The sequence below is a fragment of the Planctomyces sp. SH-PL14 genome, from assembly GCF_001610835.1.
In the GTDB taxonomy this organism is placed as follows: domain Bacteria; phylum Planctomycetota; class Planctomycetia; order Planctomycetales; family Planctomycetaceae; genus Planctomyces_A.
Genome location: NZ_CP011270.1, coordinates 7569979 through 7590833, shown reverse-complemented (window position 1 = coordinate 7590833; position 20855 = coordinate 7569979). Strand labels below are relative to the sequence as shown.

Below are 20855 nucleotides of genomic sequence, written 5' to 3'. Positions count from 1 at the left end.
TGCGAGGACGCGGTTGTCGCTAACCGCTGAAAGCTGACCGCTGCTTGCGGAAAGCCCTACGCCGACCGTCGCCGCCGCGTCCCGTAGTCCAGGATGTGGGGCTCGAGGACGCGAAAAACCCGGAGCATGTGGTCCGCGTCCTGGAACCGCTTGCGGGGGTTGAGGTCGAGCGACTTGCGGATCCAGGCGATGAACTCGGGGTGCACGCGGCCCCGGAGCTTTTGATAGCCCGGCAGCGGCCAGGTGAAGGGCCACTCCGCCCACTCGCCGGAGAGCATCCGGTAGACGATCAGGCCGAGCGAAAAGACGTCGGACCGGAGGGAAGGGCGGCCCATCGCCTGCTCGGGGGCCATGTAGCCGACGGTTCCGGTCCCGGAACCGCGGACCGTCTTCTGGGCGACTTTGGCGATGCCGAAGTCGGTGAGCCGGAGGCGGTTGCCGGCGAAGAGGAGCATGTTCTCCGGCTTCACGTCGCAGTGGATGATCCGCTGCCGGTGGGCATAGGCGACCGCTTCCAGCATCTGGCCGGTGTATTCCACGACCGTCCGCAGCGAGAGGCGGCTCATCAGCCGGTCGGCGAGCGTCTTTTCGCCCAGCGGCAGGGCGATGACGAAGTACCCGTCGATGACCGAAGCGTCCTTGAGGTGGAGGATGTTCGGGTGTTCGAGGCGGGCGGCGAGCCGGGCCTCGTTGCGGAAATCCTTCAGCAGGGTGTCGCTGACGATCTTGGAGTGGGGGATCTTGAGGGCGACGCGGATCCCCTCGATGGAGTCGAGCGCCTGGTAAACGGTCGCGAAGCCCCCTTCGCTCAGGACCTTCTCGATCCGGTACTTGCCCAGCTTGGTTCGCGCACGGAGTGACACGGGTGGTTCTTCGCGGAGGGGACCAGACGTTATGCCCGCGCAGCAGTCCCGGGAGCGGCAGCACCCGGCAGGTGGGCGAGGGCGGGGAGTTTGACCAGGACACCCAGCGAGGGTGTCCCCTTTGATCGGCTACGGAGAGTGGAAAGGTGTCAAGAATCCGTGCCTGACGCGAGACGCAGGCCCCCCGATCGCCGTCCGACCGTCATGCATTGTTCCCGCGGACACGTCAAAGAACCAGCGGGTACGTTTCAAGATTTTTTGGCGAATGGGGCGTGAACCACAACCAGATTCCGGACAACACGTTGCGCCCGGGGAGGGCTGCGACCGTCTGGGAACCGGTGTTTTACTGGTCGATGTGTGAAGTCCGGCGTCTTCTGCCGGGTGGGCTGTGTCGTTCGGCGGTGTTGACCTTTGGCATCGCTGGCGCGGGCGAAGCAGTTTTCTCCCTGGAGACGATTGCCATCGTCAGCGGGCCGAACTGGGGTCCAGGGGGTACCTCCTTGGTAGGGAGTGCAGAGGGGCCTGTGTTGTTTTTTTTCCATTTGCCCGCCGGAGGCCGTCTCGCCGGACAATGTCTGAAAGAGCACGTTTCCCAGGCGCGGACATCGTGTCGGATGCCCCCTCACCAAACTGCCCGGATTGCAAAGCCAGCGGTGTGCTGTGAGGGAGTCCTCAACACTGGGACCACAAAGGGAACATCCGTTATGTCCCACGGTTCCGCGACGAAAGTGCCTCCGGCGGCAAGGGGGCGTGGCCCCCTTGACCCCAGGCTGCCGTCGCACATTGGGCTTGAGCTATCAAGTCGTGCCGGCAAGGACGCCGTTCAAGCTATCTCGGAATCGGCGGAAGCTCGTTCGACAACTCCTGGAACAGCTCCCTGGCACGCCCGGAAAGCGACGTCGGAACCACAATCCGGATCTGGACGTACTGGTCCCCCCGCTCCCCCGACTTCCGGTTCAGAATCCCTTTCCCCTTCAACCGCAGCTTCGCCCCCGACGACGTCCCCGCCGGAATCGTCATGACGACCGTCCCCTCAGAAAGGGTCGGAACGTCCACCTTGGCCCCGAGCACCGCCTCGGTCACCGAGATCGGCAGGTCGACCGTCAGGTTGTCGCCGTCCCGCTTGAACACCGGATGCGGAGCGACATGGACCGTAATCAGCAAATCCCCGCTCGGCCCTCCCTGAATTCCCGCATGTCCCTGTCCGGAAAGGCGAATCACGTCGCCGGTGTTGACCCCAGGCGGAACCTTAACCGCCAACCGCTCGACCCCCGACTCCTTCTGCAGCGAGACGTCGTACGAACCCCCGTCGGCCGCCATCTGGAACGGGACCGTGATCGACGTCTGGAGATCTTCCCCCTTGCGGGCCCGCGGCGCGCGACTCCGGCTGCGGCCTCCAAAGGCCCCCCCGAAAATGTCTCCCAGGTCGATGTCGCCACCCCCGCCGAAGACACTCGACGGGTCGAAGCCGCCGGGGAACGGACCGGCCCCTCCGCCCCCCCCGCCCGCTCCCTGGACGTATTCGTAGGCGTCGCCGAACTGGTCGTACTTCTTCCGCTTCTCTTCGTCCCCCAGGACTTCGTAGGCCTCGTTGGCCTGCTTGAACCGATCCGCCGCCGCCTTGTCGTTCGGCTTGGCGTCCGGATGGTTCTCGCGCGCGATCTTCTTGTACGCCTTGCGGATCTGGTCCTGGGTCGCCGTCTTGGAAACGCCCAGGACGTCGTAAAAGTTTGGCTTGGCCATTGTTGGGATCGAGGTCTCTCACGGAGTGAGTCGTGTTCCGAGCATAATATGGGGTCCCCTGCTGTCCGAGAAGACGCGCCGCGGCGTGGAAAATCGGGGACTGATCGGCGATTCTGCCGGCCGGCCGATGCCCCCTCCGCAGACCGTCCCCGGTGTGCTTCCCATGATCTGTCGCGTCCTCCTCCTGCTGTTCCTCGGTCTCGTCGGCGTGGCGGCCGCTCAGGATGCCGTCTCGCCGGAACCGGCGGCGGCCCCCGCCGCCCCTCGTCCGGACAACCGCCCCAACATCGTCCTGATCTTCGTGGACGACATGGGCTACGGCGATCTGAGCGGGATCGGCCAGCGGGGTTACGAGACGCCGAACCTGGAACGCCTGGCCCGGCAGGGGATGCGGTTCACCGATTTTCTCGTTCCGCAGGCGGTGTGCGGGGCCTCCCGCGCGGCACTCCTGACCGGCTGTTACCCGAACCGGATCGGCATGCTGGGAGCTCCCGGGCCGAAGACGAGGTACGGCATCCACGATCGCGAAGTCCTCCTCCCGGAGTTGCTCAAGGCGCAGGGGTACGCGACCTCGATGGCCGGGAAGTGGCACCTGGGACACCATCCCCAGTTCCTCCCGACGCACCACGGCTTCGACGAATACTTCGGGCTGCCGTATTCGAACGACATGTGGCCCCAGCACCCGGAGACACCGAAGGCCTATCCCGAACTGCCGCTGATCGAAGGGGACCGGGTCCTGAACCCGTCGGTTACGGCCGAGGACCAGGAGCACCTGACCGGCTGGTACACCGAGCGGGCGACGCAGTTCATCCGCGACCATGCGCAGGAGCCGTTCTTCGTCTACGTCGCGCACAGCATGCCGCACGTCCCCCTTTACTGCACCGATCCCTTCCGCGGCGCGACGGCCCAGGGCCCCTACGGCGACGTCCTGACGGAGATCGACTGGAGCGTCGGTCAGATCCTGGCGACGCTGGAAGAAGTGAATGTCGACCGGCAGACACTCGTGATCTTCACGTCAGACAACGGTCCCTGGCTGAGCTATGGCCGACACGCCGGCTCGGCCGGGCCGCTGCGGGAAGGGAAGGGGACGTCGTGGGAAGGGGGCGTCCGGGTCCCCTGCCTCATGCGCTGGCCCGGGGTCATTCCCGCCGGGACGACGTGTCATGAGCTCGCTTCGACAATCGACCTCCTGCCGACGATTGCCAAGGTGGTCGGGGCTCCGCTCCCGGACCATCCGATCGACGGTCTCGACATCGGCCCCCTGATGCGGAACGAGCCCGGGGCCCGGACGCCGCACCCGGTGTACTACTACTATTGGGGGAACGCCCTGGAGGCGATCCGGTCCGGCCCGTGGAAGCTCCACTTCCCGCACGAATACCGCTCGCTGACCGGAACGCCTGGGGACGACGGCCGGCCCGGCGGCTACACGGTCGGCAAAACCGGCCCCGCCCTCTACAACCTCTCCTGGGACGTCGGTGAAACCGACGACGTGCAGGGGCAGTTCCCCGAGGTTCGGAAGCAGCTCGAAGAACTGGCCGAAGCGGCCCGCGCCGAGCTGGGAGACTCAGCCCAGCAGCGGAAGGGAACCGGCCTGCGGCCCCCCGCACAACTCCCGCCTGAACCGCCCGCCGCCCCCGCCTCCTCCGCCCCCAACGAAGCCCGACGCTGAAGGAACAGATCTTCGTCCATGCCTGATGTCGTGATTGTTGGAGCGGGGGTCATCGGCCTGACGACCGCGTGGGAGCTGGCCGGTCGGGGACTTTCGGTCCGCCTTCTCGATCGCGCGGCGCCGGGTCGCGAGGCGTCGTGGGCCGGCGCGGGGATTTTTCCTCCGGGGTATCCCGGCGATCCCGAGCGGCCTCTCGCCCGACTCACGAAGTTCTCCGACGGGCTGTGGCCCGCGCTGAGCGCGGGACTGCGGGAGGCGACCGGCGTCGACAACGGCTACCGTCGCTGCGGCGGCCTGGAGTTCGGTCCCGGCGACGCCACCGGCTTCGATGAGGAGTTCGTGCTCTGGGAGAAGAGCGGTGCGCGGGTCGAGCGGCTCACCGCGGACGAAGTGCGTCGCCTGGAGCCGTCGATCGATGCCGGCGGACGCCCCGCCTACCGATTGCCGGACCTGCATCAGGTCCGCAACCCCTGGCATCTGCGGGCACTCGAAGCGGCGTGCCGGCAACGCGGGGTCGAGATCGTCGAGAACGAGCCGGTCCGCGGATGGGATCGGGCCGGCGATCGCGTCATCGCGGTTGCCACGGAGTCGCGGCGCCACACCGCCGGACATTTCGTCCTGGCGGCCGGTCCGTGGGCCGATGAGCTGGCCGCGGCGGTGGGGATCCCGCTCGAGATCGTTCCGGTGCGGGGACAGATCGCGCTGCTCAACGCTCCCGAAATCTCTCTCAGCCATGTGCTCGAATGCGGGCCGCGGTACGTGGTCCCCCGCGGCGACGGACACATTCTGATCGGCTCAACCGAAGAGCGGGCGGGATTCGAGAAGGAGAACACGCCTGAGGCGATCGCCGAGCTGATCCGTTTCGGTGCCTCGCTTGTCCCCCCGATTGCCGGAGCGCGAATCGAGAAGACGTGGGCCGGACTGCGGCCGCACGCCCGTCGTGGACGCCCCTGGATCGGTCGGGCCCCCGCCGTCGAGAATCTCTTGCTGGCGGCGGGGCACTACCGGGCGGGGCTGCATCTGTCGCCGGCCACGGCGCGGCTCATCGCGGAGCGCCTGCTCGGGTTGCCGACCTCGCTGCCGCTGGCACCGTTCGAGACCGAGGCTTGAGTTCGCCGCTTCAACGTGGATCACTCATCCTCAATCGGATGGATTCGCCATGAGCGTTTCGCAGGACGGAGGCGGTGGCAGCCCGCAACTGACCGACCGGGTCCAGGGGCACCCTGGTGGGGGATGCAAGGGGGCCTGTGTTGTTTTCTTGGCCCTCTTGCCCGCCGGAGGCCTGGCCGTCGAGAGATGTCTGAAGGAGATGGTGTCCAAGCGCGGACAACGTGCCGTATGCCCCCACATCAACCCGCCGGGATTCCGCAGCGAGCGGTGAGTCCTCAACGCCGGTTCCACAAAGGGGACGTCCGTGTTGTCCCACGGTTCCTCATGGAAGCGCCTCCGGCGGCAAGGACGCCGCGCGGGCATGGACCTCGTTCGAGCTGGCGCGACAACCGATTCCTCCGCCTCTCATTCGGCCCGCTTGCCTGAGCGCATGAAAAAACTCCCTGACGAAAATCAGGGAGTCGAGGTTTGCGACGACCGAATACACGCTGTCCGCGAATCGGGCCCGCCCGCAAAGCAGAGTCGTCTTCGGAGAGCAAAACCGGGTCAGAGGACAGACCGGATTCGTCGGCCGGACTGTCGGGGGCGATCACCCTGAGGGATCATCGCCCCGCCGGCCGAGACGCTCTCGAAGGAATGGACTCTTAGAGCATTTCCTTGAGCTTCTTGAGAGCCCGGACCTTGACGACCTTGCGGGCCGGCTTGGCGGCGATGGTGATCGTTTCGCCGGTCTTCGGGTTGCGCCCCTGCTTGGCCGGGGTGGCCTTCTTCTCAGTCCGGACGATCTTCATCAGACCCGGAATGACGAACGTGCCCGAACCCTTCTTGGCCATCGCCTGAGCGATCAGGGCTTCGAGACCGTCGAGGACGGCGGTGACTTCCTTCTTCCCCAGCTCGGTCGACTCGGCGATCGAGGCGACGATCTCACTCTTCGACATGGGCTTATCGGCGGCCTTGGCCATCGTGGCTCCTTTCAATGGAACGGCGTGTACGGGTTGGTGCGACTCACTCGCGGGGTAAGTAGAATGCTGGGATTTCGCGTTGTCAATTCACCGCAAACGCGTTTCGCTTGGAAAAATGCTGGATTTTTCCGGGCCACTTTTCGGCGCCCTTGGCTCTGACTTGACGAGGCGCGGGTCTTGACGATCGAGACGCAGGTCGCAAGGCCACTTCGATGAGGCTCCGTCGCCGCGCGCGGCGGCTACCTGGACGAGGCCGATTGCACCCGCGCGATGAACTCGGAAAGCTCGCCTCGCAGGACCGCCGCAGGGATGCCGAAGTGGTCCCAGTCGGGGATCTCGACGAAGCGCTTCGGAACTCCGGAACGGGAGGCCGCCGGGATCGCCGCGTGAAGCTCGCGGCCGATCGGGAAGGGGACGATCGAGTCCGCCGTTCCGTGAAACTGGAGGACCGGACAGGTGACGTCGGCCATCCGGACATCGGAGAGGAACGGATCGCTCAGCATCCAGCGGACCGGGACGAAGGGGTAGAGATCCTGAGCCACGCGGCGCACCGAAGAGAACGTGGCGCCGAGGATCAACCCGGCCGGCGGCTTCAGCCCGTCGCGACAGAGGCCCTGGGCCACGCCCGTGGCGATGCCGCCCCCCAACGACTCGCCGAAGAGATACAGGCGATCCGAAGGGATCCCCAGCTCCCCGGTGGCGAAAATCCAGATCGTCCGGCCGTCGGCTAACAGGTCCGCCTCGGTCGGATACCCCGCGTTGAGGCCGAAGCCGCGGTGATCGAAGTACAGGACGTGGCAGCCGTACGAGGCGAGTTCGCCGACGATGTCGCCGTTCGTCCTCCGGTTCCCGGCGTTCCCCTGAAAGTAGATCACGACCGGCGCGTTCGAACTCCGGACGGTCTCCCGGACGGAGGCCTCGCCGGGGCTGCTCGCTGTCGCCGCCATCCCTGTCGCCGCCGTCCGGGCCAGCCAGCCATGGAGCGCCACGCCGTCGCCGGCGGTCACGCTGACCTCCTCGACATCGCTGTCGGACAGGCCGGTCGCGCTCCGCTCGATCGTGGTCGCCTTGAGCGGGTGATAGAGCAGTGTCCTCTGAAAGCTCCACAGCAGGAGCACGATTCCGAAGTACCCCGCCACGATCAGCCGGGCGACGCGCCAGAGCCATTGCCGCAGTCTCGTCGCCAGCGGAGCCGAAAGGGCGGGAGAAGGCTGGGGTTGATCCGTCATGTCGCCGAACGCTCCGTCTGTGACTGCGGGTCCGCCCGTGGAACCCCTGTTCCCGAATTGGGCTCGGACTCTCATAATTTCGAGAGAAGGATATGCAAACACTGGGAAAGTCGTGGAACGGACTTCGATGGAATCTTCTCCGCCCCTCTCTCCGGGACTCGCCGATCGCGTTCGGCGGCCCGGCTCCGCGCCGGTCGTGGTCGTGGTGGTCATGGCGCTCCTGATCGGTGGAACGGCGACCTGGATTCCCGTCCGAGCCCGGAGCGCCGCCTCCGAGGCGGCCGTCCCGCCGGAAGCCCCCTCGTCAAATGTCCCGACGGATGACGAGCTGCGACAGAAGCTCCTGGGGACGTGGCGTCTCAATGACTATGGGACGCGGGTGGTGACGAACCGCCCCGACGGGACCGCTTCGATGGATGTGACGATCAGCTTTCCATGGTCGCTGGCGTACGGCGGGTCGCTCGACCTGGAGCTGACCTGGACCGTGGAGGAGGGCGTTCTCACTCACACGATCACATCCGGGACGCCGGAGAAAGACGTCAACCGGCTGATCCGCGACTTTGGAGCGGGGCGGTCGTCGCGGATTCTCTCGATCACTTCGCAGGTGCTGGACCTGGAAGAACTGACGAAGTCCCGCGACCGGTATCGATGGGAGGCGGTTCGGAACTAGGGCCCCCCGGGTCCCGGGCGAGCAGCCCCGGCCGCCGGAGGCGTTTTCACCGAGGAACGGTTTCAGCCGCAGCGGGTGCGGGATTCAAAAGAGAACGTCACAGGAGCCCATTTGCCACATCGGTATTCGTGCCGTCCGCGCCCAGTCCGGAGAAACCCTGAGCACGGTCGTTCACCATCCGCCCCGGCGCCTGCCGGCTTTCGGCTCGAAAAACCGGTAAACTCGTCGAGCGTCTTCCGTATGAGAGGCAGCGTCTTGCAGCGCGAGGGGACCTCACTATGTCCGGACACCGGCTCTTCTGCACCCTGTTCTTCTGCACTTCCCTGGCTTTCGCTCCGGCGTGGCCCCTGACGGCGGCGCCCCCCGAAAGCGCTCAACGGAAAACCTCATCCGGCTCGCAGTCCGGCCTGCCGGGAGACGTCCCCGCCGCGCTCGAAGCGGAGCTGGCGGGGAATTCCGCCGACCGGACGGCGATTCTCCGGCAGCGGCTGGCGGAGGCCCCCGAAGACCCCGCTGCTCACTGGCATCTCGGCGACGTCCGCTTCGGTGAGGACTGGGTCCCGTACAGTCAGGCTGCCGATCAGCCGGGGCGCCGGGAACAGATCGACTGGTTTCGGACGGAACGCGCCCGGCAGTCCGGGTCGGCGGCGGACCTCCGGTCTTTCGCCCGCCAGGCTCGTCAACGGAAGATGCCGGATGAGGAGCGGGCGGTCCTGGCGCGGCTTGTCTCGCTCGAGCCGACGGATCGGGATGCGCACGTCCGTCTCGGAGATGTGCCATCCGACGGAGGCTGGATTCCGCGGGAATCGGCCGTGAGTCGTGTCGCCGCTTCGCAAAGGTGGAGCGAGAGCTCGGACAAGCACGGGGAGCGGGCTGTGCGGCTCACCCAGAGGCTGCGCCGGCTCTCCGCCAAGGAACTCGCCTCCCAGGCGGATCCGTTCCAAGGCTGGAAGCATCCCGACCGCGTCTTCGCGCTGGAACAGGCCATGGATGACCGTGGGGACGCGGTGCACTCCGCGTTCGTGAAGTGGCTGGACCGCTTCGACTGCTACGAGGCGACGATCGCCCTCGCGCGGCAGGCGATCTTTTCCGAGCACGCCACGATCCGGACCGATGCGACAAGCTTCCTCAAGCCCCGTCCTCGCGAGGACTATCTCCACGCGCTCGTCGGCAGCGCGCGGTCATTCCGCGCGGATCCCACGTTCACCTCGACTCCTTCCGGCGGGTATGCGTACTCGATGGAGTGGACGGGGATCGACGGACTCAGCCGGGTTCACTTCGTGATGAACCGACCGATGACGGCGATCGTCCGGAGGGGCCAGCTCTATGGGCTGCGATACCACCGCCTGTCGCAGGCCGAGATGGCAGGCGAACTCGCAAACTTCGAGTTCTGGAAGACTCTGGCGGAAGTGGAGGCGGAATCCGACGCACCGCGAACAGCCCGGATCGTGAGGACCGTCTCGGCGATCGCCGGCCGCCCGCTGGAGACTCCTGCGGAGGTGGCCGCCTGGTGGCGCGACGTAGAAGACCAGCTCCCCGTCAAGAATCAGGTCTCCGCGAACTATGAGTCGACGTGGTACGTCGATCGCCGCGGGGTCTCCCGCAACAATCGTCCGAACATCACTCGGGAAGTTCGGATGCACTCCTGTCTGGTGGCCGGAACTCCGATCGTCACGGAGCAGGGCCCCCGCGCCGTGGAGACGATCGAGCCGGGCGATCGCGTACTGGCCCAGGATGTTGAGACCGGCGAGCTCGTGTTCAAGCCGGTTCTCGGGCGGACCTTAAGGGAGAAAGCGGTCCTTTACCGTCTTCGGACGGCGGGGGATGAGGTCGTCTGTTCCCAGGGGCATCCGTTCTGGATCAACGGCCTCGGCTGGGTTCAGGCCCGCTCCCTGCAAGCCGGGATGCCGCTGCACACGGTTCGGGGTTCGACCGAGGTTCGCTCCGTTGAGCCGGCGGGTGAAGGGGCCGTCCACAACCTGATCGTGGCCGACACGCATTCCTACTTCGTTGGGAGCGAGTCCCCCTTTCTCAGCCACGACGTGACGCCCCGGGCACCGACGAACTCGCTCGTCCCAGGGCTTTCGCCGCTCTGGGAATCGGAGGACGACGCGCCGGCGAAGGTCTCCAATGCCCGCTGAATGGCCGCACCGTGGTGTCGAATCGCGCGGGAGCGCCTCGGGTCCAGGGCGGGCCGCCCCGGCTGCGGTAACTCCCGGCCGGAGGGGATGAGCTTCGGGCGAGCGAAGCCGGGCCGGCTATCGCGTCCCATTCGCTCCCGATCGGACGAGCACCCGCACGTGGTCGACGTCCCCTTCCGTCGCCTGGAATACGAAATCCACGCGGTGCGGATCGGTCGGTGACAGCGAGAGCCGGTCCTGGGACTCCAGGACACGCCGGTTCGGAGCCGGGAACCTGGCCCCCTTCACCGCGAACTCCTGATCCGTCTGCACAAGCTGCCCCGGTTCGCTCAGCACCGCCAGCACCTCGTGCCCGAAGACGATCTCCCCGGTCGTCTGCGTCTGCCTGAGGAGCTTGCTCGAAGCGCCGGCGGGAAGGTCGGGACCAAACGCGTTGTGAACCAGGAAGCTGTCGACGAACGTCCCCGCGGCCAGCCTCACCCCCTCCGCCCCGTTTCGTCCCGGGAGCAGCAGGTCCTCCTGCAGGAGGACGTTCTGACGCTCCGGAATGAGATACACCGGACGGTTCACCGAGCAGAACAGGTGGTCGAGCGTCCCCTCCGGCGGCGCGATGAGACAGACGGACGGCGAAATCCGCTTGATCGGGAGCTCATACGAAAGGAAGCTGGAGACCAGCCGCTCGGCGAACCGGCGGGACTGCTCCGCGCTCAGCGGGACCAGCCGGCGGTCCTGATCCACCAGGACCGACTCCCCCGCGACCACCGTCCGGAACGGAGCCGGAGGGGCGTTCTCCCCGCGGTTGCGGATATCGCAGACGCCGTCGCTGACATAGGAGGTCGTCAGCCCGTCGCGGTCGCGTTCGACGTAGAACTGGGTTCCCCGGTCCACCACTTCCATTGTGTCGGTCTCGACCTGAAAGCCGGAGACTCCCTCCGCCAGCGTCGCCCGCACCGTCCCCTTCGCCAGGCTGACCCGCAGATCGTCATGCACCACGAGCTCCGCCGGTCCCTCGGCCGAGAGCCGCGTGCCGTTCCGGAAGCTCAGCTCCAGGTATCCCTCGGAGATCACGAGCGACTGGCGGCCCAAAACGTGACTCCCTTTGTCATGTCCGTCCACCTTCCAGACCGCGTTCCCCGAGAACCGCTGCACCCGCGCCAGCCACGGCACGGAGCCGTCGCCGGTTCCGGCAACCTGCCGTCCGGCACCGGACCGCCCCGTGGAGAGCAGCGCGATTCCCGCCACCGTCAGGACCGCCGCCCCGCACAGCGACAGTCCGACGGCGATCGCCCTGGCGACGCCCCGCTTCCGCGACCGTTCGTGGACCCGGTACGGCGGACGGTCCTCACCCATCGCCAGCGTCTCGAGCTCGGCGCTGAGATGAACGTACTCGAGGAAGGTGAGCTGGTTCCGGTGACTGGAGGAGAGCAGGGCATCCAGCTGGATGTAGTCCTCCGCGTCAAGCGTGCCGTTGCAGGCTTGTTCGGAAAGCTCCAAGAGTCGTTCATGAGCATCTGGAGACGGCGCGGTCATGAATGCGGGTTCTTTCTTCCCAAGGCGAAATTGACACACTCAAAAAGTCGGACGCGAAGCCGGAACAGTTTCTTGTAGAGCAGGTCGCCGCGAACGCCGTATCGGTCCGCGATGGCGGACTTCGGTCCCTCTTCGCGATAAGAGTCGAACAGGAGCGCCCGGTCGATCGGCTTGAGCTTCTGCAGGCACTGCTGGAGCAACTGCTGGCGGACTTCCAGGAATTCGCTGTAGCCCGAATGGATCCTGGCCAGGCTGGCCAGCACTTCGTCGCTGAGCCCGAGCCCGCGGTGCCGCTTGCGTCGACGGTTGAAGTTCCGGGCCTGGTTGTACGCGATCCGCGAAACCCAGTGGTAAAAGTTCGTCCCCTCCTGGAAGTCGTCGAACCGCCTCCACGCCACCTCATACGAGTCCTGCAGGACATCCTCCGCGTCATCCGGGTTGCATGTCAGCGATAACAGAAAGTGGCGCAGCCTCTGCTCGACCGACGCGACGAGCTTGCTGAACTCGTCCTGTCGCGACTCGTTGGTGGGGGAAGTCGTACTCTCCATCACGAAGTTCCTGCGAGACACGTGGGGCGGCCGCGGTCCGACCGGCAGGGGACCGCATGACCACCGCGACAGCGGCGCACCGGTCGCCTTGGCCCGCAGGTGTGGACCTGAAGTCCTGGTGCGACCGGCGGCGCCATGGAAACGGGAGGCCGATGAAGGCGAACACCGGGCGGCTTCAAACCGCCTGGGACCAGAATCTCACGGACGTGTTGCCGCTGTGCCTCTCAATGTCGGGTGTTGCGCACTTCTTCCCGATAATCACAGAGAATTCACAGAGCGTTGCGGGGCCGCATCGCTCCGAAACACGGCATGCGGCACGGCATCAAAACGTCCAGATGTCGCGCGCCTCTTCTCGGGATTGTCGAGTCGGCAGGCCGCAACAAGAGCGGGCAAATCCCTTGTAAACTTTAAGAGAAGAACGGGACGTTCAGGCCCCTCTCCGACATTGATGGGCGTTGGCACTCTGCAGCCGGCGGACGCAACGTTGCGTTCTTCCGGCGGGACTTCCGGACAACTGAACTCGGGGCCGAACCCCGATGGTCCCTGCAGGCGTCAGCACGGGAGAGGGGACGACAGATGACCGTGAAGAAGGGGTTTACGCTCATTGAGCTGCTCGTGGTCATTGCCATTATCGCGGTGCTGGTCTCGCTGCTGCTACCGGCAGTTCAGCAGGCCCGTGAAGCGGCGCGGCAGGCACAATGCCGCAACAATTTGAAGCAGATCGGGATCGCGCTCCATAACTATCACGAGACCCACTTCGTCTTCCCCCCCTGGAACACGAATCAGACGCAGCCCGACAGCGGACCGGGGGGAGAGACCGGAGTGAACGGCCGCATCTCTGGCCAGGTGCTGCTCCTTCCCTATCTCGATCAGGCCAACGTCTACAACAAGTTCGATTTCCGCCGCGGCTTCGCGAACTCCGTCGTCGTTGACGCCAATCATCCCAACCTCCCGGCGATCAAGACGACGATCAACATCTTCCTCTGTCCGTCGGACTTCAAGGCCCGCAAGAACGCGTCCTATGGGCGGGGGGTGGGGAACAATAACTACGCAGTCAATCACGGCTGGCCGCGGCAGGCGACCGGCGTCAGCGGGGAACGATACGTCGAGTCGCTGGGCGGAAATGGGGCCAACGGCAAGCTCGCCTTCCCCAACGGCTTTGCTTCGGTCTTCTACGACTATCGCCACTACTCGACGAGCAACGACCCCAACACCTCCTGCAACGTCCGCATCGCGGACATCACGGACGGGGCCTCCAACACGGCGGCGTTCTCGGAGTTCCTGATCAACCAGCTCGGTTCGGCCGAGAGGGACTACCGGCGGGGACACCTGCAGTTCTCTGGCAACATCCCGGCGATCGAAACTCTTGGCCAGATTCAGCAGCGCTGCGCCACCTACACGGCGTCTCTCCCCAGCTACAGCCAGTATGCCGGAGGAACGTGGGCCGTCGTCGACGGCAACAGCGCCACGATGTACCAGCACCTGATGCCCCCCAACACGCGGAGCTGCTACTGGAACAACCAGTGGTGGGCTCACAACATGCACATCACTCCCACGAGCGAGCACCCCGGCGGCGTCCACGTGCTGCTGGCCGACGGGTCGGTACGATTTGTTGCGGACCACATCGCGATGACGACGTGGTGGGCGCTGGGCTCGCGAGCCGACCGGGACATGATCGGCGAATTCTAAAGCGGTCTTCTCTGCCGTCTGTCCGCGAGGGACGCGGCGGATCGAGAGCAGGGGTCCACGACATCGATCCCCGCCTCCCCGCACGGGACCAGCCCCGGCAGACGACTTAGTCGCGGTACGACATTGGAGCCGCGCCCCAGTCCGGTGCAGCTCCCCACTTCGAGGCGACGCGACCTCGTTTCACACCTTCCATCACGAGAGACGTGATCCACGATGCTACGCCTGATTGGACTCATCCTGATCGGTTTCGTGATCTCCGGATGCGGCTCCGGGATTCCGGACAAGCCCCTTCCGATGGACCTGGAGGCCGAAACCACGCTGGCCCGGAAGAACGCCGAGATCGAGATCAACATGATCCGGGCCGACAAGTCTTTGAGCGATGCCGACAAGACCAGGCAGATCGCCGCGGTCCACGCCGGCGTGGAGGGCTATCTCAAGACCTTCGCGGAATCGAAGAAGGCCCGCGATGAGCAGTACGGAGTCGACTGACGAAGTCGTCCGGAGCGGATCTCCGCACCTTTCTACCGACATCAAACCCGAAGGGGATTTTCGAAATGACCGACACTCAGAACCGGCGCGGATTGCTCCAGCGCGGTTTCACACTGATCGAGCTGCTCGTCGTGATCGCGATCATCGCGGTCCTGGTGGCGCTCCTGCTTCCGGCGGTACAGCAGGCACGGGAAGCGGCGCGGATGTCGCAGTGCCAGAACAATCTGAAGCAGTTCGGCGTCGCGATGCATAACTACCACGAGACCTACGGACAGTTCCCGCCGGGGTACGTCGAGCCGGACCCGCTCCGTCCGAACCTGGCGGAAGGAATTCCGGGAACCGCGTGGGGCTGGGGAACGTTTCTGCTGCCGAACCTGGAGCAGACGGGCCTCTACAACAAACTGGCTCCGACCGAGCAGACTCTGCGGGACGTGTTCCTTTCCACGACTCCGGAGGCGGTCCAGAGGGTCAAGGCGATGCAGACCCGCCTTGCCGTGTTCCGCTGTCCGTCGGACACGGGGCCGACGGTGAACGATCGCCACATCCTGGCCCCGACGGCCGATCCGGCCCAGTACGTGGCGGTGTCGAACTACGTCGCCTGCAACGGCGGCGGATCGGAGCCGCTCAACCACGGCTGGACGATGACCAGCGTGAACTGGACGGGGGTAAACAACGGAATCTTCGGCAACTGCACCAGCACTTCGACGAACGGGATTCCGGACGGGACGTCGAACACCATCCTGATGGGAGAACGGGCCTGGGAGATCGGCGGGTCCAGCGTCCAGCAGCGGTGTAACGCGGCCTCCGCGTTCGGCGTCTATTCCGGCAACTCGACGGCAAGTCCCTTTGACGTGCGGACTCACCTGGCGAACGGGACATGGGGGATCAACTATCGGGGGGCCGGGAGCCCGATCCCGCCGATTTTTCTCGCTCTGACCCCGCGGCATCGAAACCTCCTTCCGCTCGGTGCGCCAACAACGCATGGATGCGCCGCCAGCTTCTCGAGTAACCACGCCGGCGTCGCGAACTTCGTGATGGCCGACGGCGCCGTCCGGAGCATCAGTGAGTCGATTGCGATCGATCCGATCGGCAGCAACCGCAACTACGTCTTCCAGAACCTCTGCAACGTGGCCGACCGCAATCCAATCGGCGACTTCTGAGAGGGCTTTCGCTGGAAGTCGACGCCCATGCTGCATTGGGGCGGCAGCACGCCAAGGGGAGTCCGTCTGTGTCCCCGCCGGGGACACAGAGCCCCCGAGCCGCCTCGCGCTGACGAAGGGTGACGGCGGCATTCGAGAGATTGGGACCGAGGTCGAACGCGATTGATGCCGGGCCGGCGCGGACCGGCCCGATTGGCGAACACGCGGGAAGCGATCGCAGCCGATGGTTTGCGGCCAGGAAATCCCTCCTCAGGGGACTGGTTGAGGGCACCGTGGTTGCTTCCCGCGCTCTTCTTGCCACGTTTTCTTGAGAGGATGAAGGGGCGTCGCCCGCTCTGCTGGAGCCGCCGACGCCCAGGCATCCCGCCGCTCCGGGATCTGTGTGATCCGGGAGTCGGAGGGGCCGGGGTGGTAGCGACTGAGCCGCGGAGGAGTGAGTCGATGGGGGAGTGGAAGGATGAGGTGCTGGAGCAGGCGCATCGGCTGCGGCTTCAGGCGGAGCGGTTGCGAGTGGAAGCGGATCGCCTCCGCGTGGATGCGAATCGACTGCAGATCGACGCCAGCCGGCTGCGGTTGGAGGCAGTGCGTCTGGAAGTGGACGCGAACCGTCTGCGGGCGGATGCGGGTCTCCGGATCGGCGAAGTGTCGGATCGTTACGATGTGGTGGGTTCAGAAACAGGAAAGCAGGATGATGTCTCAGGTCCGGGTCTTTTTGCTGGCGATTGCCGCTGTCATGGGGGGAACCGACGTGGCGAGAGCGGACGATGTCGTTCGTTTCGCGACCTTTAACGTGTCGATGTTTCGCTCCGAAGAGGGGGAGCTGATCCGCGGTCTGCAGGGGGGCAAGGACGAGGGGGCCCGGCGGGTGGCGGAGATCGTGCAGACGGTCCGTCCCGACGTGCTGCTCCTGAACGAGTTTGACTACGACGCGGAGGAGAAGGGGGCCCACCTGCTGTGCTCAGAGTATCTGCAGGTGAGCCAGAACGGGCGGTCTCCCATTCTGTATCCGTTCGTCTTTACCGCTCCGGTAAACACGGGGGTTCCCAGCGGCCAAGACCTGGACGGCAACGGAAAAGTCAGCGGGTCCGGGGACGCGTTCGGGTTCGGGAAGTATCCCGGGCAGTATGGGATGGTGGTGCTGTCGCGGTTTCCGATTGACGCGGCGTCGGTGCGGACCTTTCAGAAGTTTCTGTGGAAGGACATGCCCGGCGCGAAGTTGCCGCTGAATCCGGGGACGGGTCGGCCGTTCTACTCGGAAGAGGCGCTGGCGGTGCTTCGGCTCTCGTCGAAGAGCCACTGGGACATTCCGCTGCAGATGGATGGCGGGCTTGTGCATGTGCTGGTGGCGCATCCGACGCCTCCCGTGTTTGATGGGCCGGAGGATCGCAACGGGTGTCGGAATCACGACGAGATCCGGTTGTGGTCGGACTACATCGATCCGAGCCGCGGAAACGGTTACCTGTACGACGACCAGGGGCGTCGCGGGGGTCTGGCGGCCGGGGCGAAGTTCGTGATCCTGGGGGACTACAACGCGGATCCGAAGGATGGCGAGTCGGTGGGGGGAGCGATCGATCAGTTCGTGAAGCATCCGCTCGTCCATCACGATGCGGTTCCGTCGAGCGTGGGGGGTGAGGAGGCGACGCAGATGGCGGGGGGGATTCATCGTTCGCATCTGGGCCCGCCGGGGCAGGACACGGCGAACTTTGAGAGTTCGGGGAATCTGCGAGTCGATTACGTTCTGCCGAGCCGGACGCTGGGGGCTTATAGGGCGGGGGTGTACTGGCCGGCGAAGTCGGAGGGGCTGGAGGAGTTGGTGAGTGTTTCGGATCACCGTCTGGTGTGGGTGGATGTTGAGATCGGTCGGTGAGGAGGCAGAGGAGGGGGCCACAGATGAACACAGATAGACACAGATCAAGGCAGGGAAAGCCCCTCACCGGGTCCAGGGGCACCCTGGTGGGGGATGCAAGGGGGCAACGCCCTCTTGCCCGCCGGAGGCCTGGCCGTCGAGAACTGTCTGAAGAAGATCGTGTCCAAGCGCGGACACTGTGTCGTATGCCCCCTCACCAACCCGCGGTGACTGCAACGCCAGCGGTGTGATGTGAGGGAGTCCTCAACGCGGGTACCACAAAGGGGACATCCGTTGTGTCCCGCGGTTCCTCATGGAAGTGCCTCCGGCGGCAAGGGGGCCAAAGAAACAACACAGGCCCCCTTGACCCCAGGCTGCCGTCGCACATTTGGCTTGAGCTATCAAGTCGTGCCGGCACGGACGCGTGATGAACCAAGCCTCAGTGGGAGTGCCCGCCAGGCCCATGGTCATGCGAATGACCATGATCGTGTGAGTGCCCATGGTCATGAGAGTGATTGTGGGCTGATGACACAGGTTCGACCGGTTCCGCGTCAGTGCCGGGATCCGCGACCGGCATCCCCTGCACGGGAGCGCGGCGGTAGGCCTCCTCGACGGCCCGCATCACGTCCGCGAGGGGGACGCCGTACCGGCGGGCGACCGCGGCGCAGTGGTCGTACTCGGGCGAGAAGGACGCCAGCCCCGCAGCCCGCCACGAGAGCTTGCCGCCGATGCTCCCCCAGGGGGTCGTGACCGTGTGCGGGGCGCGCGACTGCTTCGTCCGTTCGACGACACGGCGCCGGATCCCGAGGGTGCCGGTCTCACGGTAAAGCAGTTCCTCCAGACGGGTCACGGCGTCGAGGTCGCACAGGACGCAGAGCATCGTGCCGGGACGCTCCTTCTTCATCTGGATCGGGACCGAGTACGCGTCGAGGGCTCCTTCTTCGAGAGCCCGCTGCTTGGTGTAGCCGACGATCTCGCCGGAGACATCGTCGAGGTTGACCTCGAGGAGCATGACCTCGTCCCGTTCAAGACCGACCGCCTCGGCCGTTCCGACGAAGAGCCTGAGGACGTTCGCGCGGTCAGGGAACTCTTTCGTTCCCGCACCGTAGCCGATCTGCTCGATCGTCATGGCGGGGAGTGCTCCGAACCGCTTCGCGAGGACTTTGACGATGGCGGCGCCGGTCGGCGTCGTCAGTTCCGCCTGGATCGGGACGTCGCGGAGCGGGACGCCTTTGAGGATCTCCGCCGTCCCCGGTGTCGGGACGGGGCACAGGCCGTGATCGATCCGGACGAATCCCCGCCCGGTCGGGATCCGGCTGCAGACGACTTCGTCGACGCCCAGGAGGTCGAAACCGACCGCCGCGCCGACGATGTCGATGATGGAGTCGATCGCCCCGACCTCGTGGAAGTGGATCTGTTCCAGCGTGCTGCCGTGGACCTTGGCCTCGGCTTCGCCGATGACGCGGAAGATCTTAAGCGCGAGGTCGCGCTGCCGCTCGGTCAGGCCTGCCGCTGCCTGAATGATGGCGACGATGTCGGAGTAGTGGCGGTGGGCGTGCTGTTCGGGATGGAGGACGCGGATGGCCGTGGCCCGGAAGGCCCCTTTCATGACGGTGCTGACCCGCAGCTCGACGTCCGGCAAGCCCAATGAGTCGAGTGCGGAGACCAGGGCGTCGCGGTCGACACCGGCGTCGAGGAGGGCGGCGAGTGTCATGTCGCCGCTGATTCCTGTCTGGCAGTCCAGGTAGGCGAGGCGCATCGCTCATCTCCGTGGTGTTGGCTCGGGGTGTGGTTGTCACAGTAGGGATTGCCGGTGGCGGTGCCAACGATTCTGCGACGGTCGCCCACCACCGACGGACACCGCATCCCCCACATCTCCGGCTCACCGGGTCCAGGGGCACCCTGGTGGGGAGTGCAGAGGGGGAACGCCCCTTTGCCCGCCGGAGGCCTGGCCGTCGAGAGATGTCTGAAAGAGGGTGTGTCCAAGCGCGGACACCGTGCCGTATGCCCCCTCACCAACCCGCGGGGATTGCAAAGCGAGCGATGAGTCCTCAACGCCGGTACCACAAAGGAGACATCCGTTGTGTGCCACGGTTTCTCAACGGAGTGCCTCCGGCGGCAAGGGGTTGCCCCCTTGACCCCGGCTGCCGTGGCACAATGGGATTGAGGTAGCACAGCTGTGCCGGCAAGGGCTGGATTCTCGCAAGACTCACAACCTCCAGCGAGGTGCAGCCGAAGCACGACTGGGATAACGTACGTCGGCCCTTTCCTCATTCCAGTCGACATGCAAGAGCTGGCCCCCCTCGGCACCGTCCTGATCGGCACCGCCCTCGCGCTCGGCGCCTGGAGCGGACAAGAACTGTTCTGGTCCGGGGTCGACCGGATCGAAGCCGACATCCGCGAAAAACTCCGCCGCGTCCGCCTCCCCTCCGCCAACCTGCACCGCGTCATCGTCAGCTGGATCACCGTCGTCGCCGTGCTCGCCGCGGTCCTGTGGATCCTGATCGGCCCCGTCTTCACGGCCGTCCTCGTGGTCGTGCTGGTCGGCCTCCCCTGGATCCTGATCCGCCGCTTCGCCGCCCGCCGCCGCGAAAAAATCGAGGAGCAGCTCTCCGACGCCATGGTCTCCATGTCGAGCGCCATCCGGTCTGGAATGTCGCTCCCGCAGTCGCTCGACCTCCTGGCCCAGCAGAGCCCCCGGCCGATCTGCCAGGAATTCCTGCAGATGTGCGGCGAGTACCAGATGGGAAAACCGCTCGAAACCGTCCTCCGGGAGACCCGCGAACGACTCCAGAGCGAGAATTTCGCCCTGTTCGCCGCGGCGGTCGACGCCAGCCGGCAGAGCGGAGGACGGCTCAACGAGACCATCGAGCGGATCGCCCACTCCGTCCGGGAACTCCAGCGTCTGGAGCGGAAGATCCGGTCCGAGACCGCCCAGGCCCGGCAGTCGGCCGTCTACATGGCCCTCGCCCCGGTCTTCATCCTGGCGATGTACTACTTCGCCTTCGACTCCGACAACACCGTGCGGCTTTTCACCACGGTCCCGGGCCAGCTGATGCTGACCGTCTCCGCCCTCCTGAACCTGATGGCCTTCCTGTGGGCCCGCCGCATCATGGCGGCCGACATCTGAGGGGGGGGACGGGGCCGGACCCCAGGTTTCCGCGGCCAGTCGCTTGTCTTCAGGCGATGGCTGACAGCGCTCCGAA

General features: G+C 65.8%; 16 protein-coding genes. 9 read left to right on the top strand and 7 right to left on the bottom strand.

Translation table 11 applies throughout. The features are described 5' to 3' along the window. Window positions 1-56: 56 nt before the first annotated feature. Together VT03_RS29255 and VT03_RS35040 are read right to left on the bottom strand one after the other, a co-directional pair. Window positions 57-863 carry a serine/threonine-protein kinase gene (locus VT03_RS29255; protein ID WP_156514836.1) on the bottom strand — a complete coding sequence of 269 codons (807 nt, stop codon included), beginning with the start codon at window positions 861-863 and terminating at the stop codon, window positions 57-59. Window positions 864-1691: 828 nt separating this feature from the next. Next, complete coding sequence (locus tag VT03_RS35040) at window positions 1692-2606, bottom strand: DnaJ C-terminal domain-containing protein (protein WP_075096273.1); 915 nt, start codon at window positions 2604-2606, stop codon at window positions 1692-1694. Window positions 2607-2769: 163 nt separating this feature from the next. Here VT03_RS35040 and VT03_RS29245 point away from each other — a divergent pair, with 163 nt between their 5' ends. Together VT03_RS29245 and thiO are read left to right on the top strand one after the other, a co-directional pair. Further along, window positions 2770-4275: a sulfatase gene (locus tag VT03_RS29245; RefSeq protein ID WP_075097365.1), complete on the top strand. Its 1506-nt coding sequence runs from the start codon at window positions 2770-2772 to the stop codon at window positions 4273-4275. 18 nt (window positions 4276-4293) lie between these two features. After that, window positions 4294-5385 (top strand): glycine oxidase ThiO, encoded by a 1092-nt coding sequence (gene thiO / locus VT03_RS29240; protein WP_075096272.1) that lies wholly within the window; start codon window positions 4294-4296, stop codon window positions 5383-5385. 644 nt (window positions 5386-6029) lie between these two features. On the opposite strand, the gene VT03_RS29235 is transcribed toward thiO, so the two are convergent. Then, on the bottom strand, window positions 6030-6347 hold the full coding sequence (locus VT03_RS29235; protein ID WP_075096271.1) for an HU family DNA-binding protein: 318 nt from the start codon (window positions 6345-6347) through the stop codon (window positions 6030-6032). A gap of 239 nt (window positions 6348-6586) precedes the next feature. Continuing rightward, window positions 6587-7576: an alpha/beta hydrolase gene (locus tag VT03_RS29230; RefSeq protein ID WP_075096270.1), complete on the bottom strand. Its 990-nt coding sequence runs from the start codon at window positions 7574-7576 to the stop codon at window positions 6587-6589. A gap of 127 nt (window positions 7577-7703) precedes the next feature. Here VT03_RS29230 and VT03_RS29225 point away from each other — a divergent pair, with 127 nt between their 5' ends. Together VT03_RS29225 and VT03_RS29220 are read left to right on the top strand one after the other, a co-directional pair. Then, the gene (locus VT03_RS29225; RefSeq protein ID WP_075096269.1) at window positions 7704-8246 is read left to right on the top strand and encodes a hypothetical protein; all 543 of its coding nucleotides are present in this window, start codon (window positions 7704-7706) and stop codon (window positions 8244-8246) included. Between the two features lie 278 nt (window positions 8247-8524). Next, window positions 8525-10387 carry a polymorphic toxin-type HINT domain-containing protein gene (locus tag VT03_RS29220; RefSeq protein WP_075096268.1) on the top strand — a complete coding sequence of 621 codons (1863 nt, stop codon included), beginning with the start codon at window positions 8525-8527 and terminating at the stop codon, window positions 10385-10387. Window positions 10388-10504: 117 nt separating this feature from the next. Here VT03_RS29220 and VT03_RS29215 read toward each other — a convergent pair whose 3' ends face one another. Next, entirely contained in the window at window positions 10505-11881 is a 1377-nt protein-coding gene (locus VT03_RS29215; protein WP_075096267.1) for a FecR domain-containing protein, read from the bottom strand. Between the two features lie 32 nt (window positions 11882-11913). Then, window positions 11914-12465, bottom strand: coding sequence for a sigma-70 family RNA polymerase sigma factor (locus VT03_RS29210; RefSeq protein ID WP_075096266.1), 552 nt, complete (start codon window positions 12463-12465; stop codon window positions 11914-11916). Between the two features lie 576 nt (window positions 12466-13041). Here VT03_RS29210 and VT03_RS29205 point away from each other — a divergent pair. The 4 genes from VT03_RS29205 (at window position 13042) to VT03_RS29190 (ending at window position 17670) form a co-directional block, all read left to right on the top strand. Beyond that, the gene (locus VT03_RS29205; RefSeq protein WP_075096265.1) at window positions 13042-14154 is read left to right on the top strand and encodes a DUF1559 domain-containing protein; all 1113 of its coding nucleotides are present in this window, start codon (window positions 13042-13044) and stop codon (window positions 14152-14154) included. 213 nt (window positions 14155-14367) lie between these two features. Beyond that, window positions 14368-14643 (top strand): hypothetical protein, encoded by a 276-nt coding sequence (locus VT03_RS29200; RefSeq protein WP_075096264.1) that lies wholly within the window; start codon window positions 14368-14370, stop codon window positions 14641-14643. A gap of 65 nt (window positions 14644-14708) precedes the next feature. Beyond that, window positions 14709-15803 (top strand): DUF1559 domain-containing protein, encoded by a 1095-nt coding sequence (locus VT03_RS29195; RefSeq protein WP_075096263.1) that lies wholly within the window; start codon window positions 14709-14711, stop codon window positions 15801-15803. 688 nt (window positions 15804-16491) lie between these two features. Continuing rightward, a complete protein-coding gene (locus VT03_RS29190) occupies window positions 16492-17670 on the top strand; it encodes an endonuclease/exonuclease/phosphatase family protein (RefSeq protein WP_231870549.1) in 1179 nt (392 codons plus the stop codon). Window positions 17671-18088: 418 nt separating this feature from the next. Here VT03_RS29190 and larC read toward each other — a convergent pair whose 3' ends face one another. Next, window positions 18089-19408, bottom strand: a complete 1320-nt coding sequence (gene larC / locus VT03_RS29185) for a nickel pincer cofactor biosynthesis protein LarC (protein ID WP_075096262.1) — start codon at window positions 19406-19408, stop codon at window positions 18089-18091. A gap of 525 nt (window positions 19409-19933) precedes the next feature. Between larC and VT03_RS29180 the strand changes: the two genes are divergently transcribed. Continuing rightward, on the top strand, window positions 19934-20779 hold the full coding sequence (locus tag VT03_RS29180; RefSeq protein ID WP_075096261.1) for a type II secretion system F family protein: 846 nt from the start codon (window positions 19934-19936) through the stop codon (window positions 20777-20779). The last annotated feature ends 76 nt before the right edge of the window (window positions 20780-20855 follow it).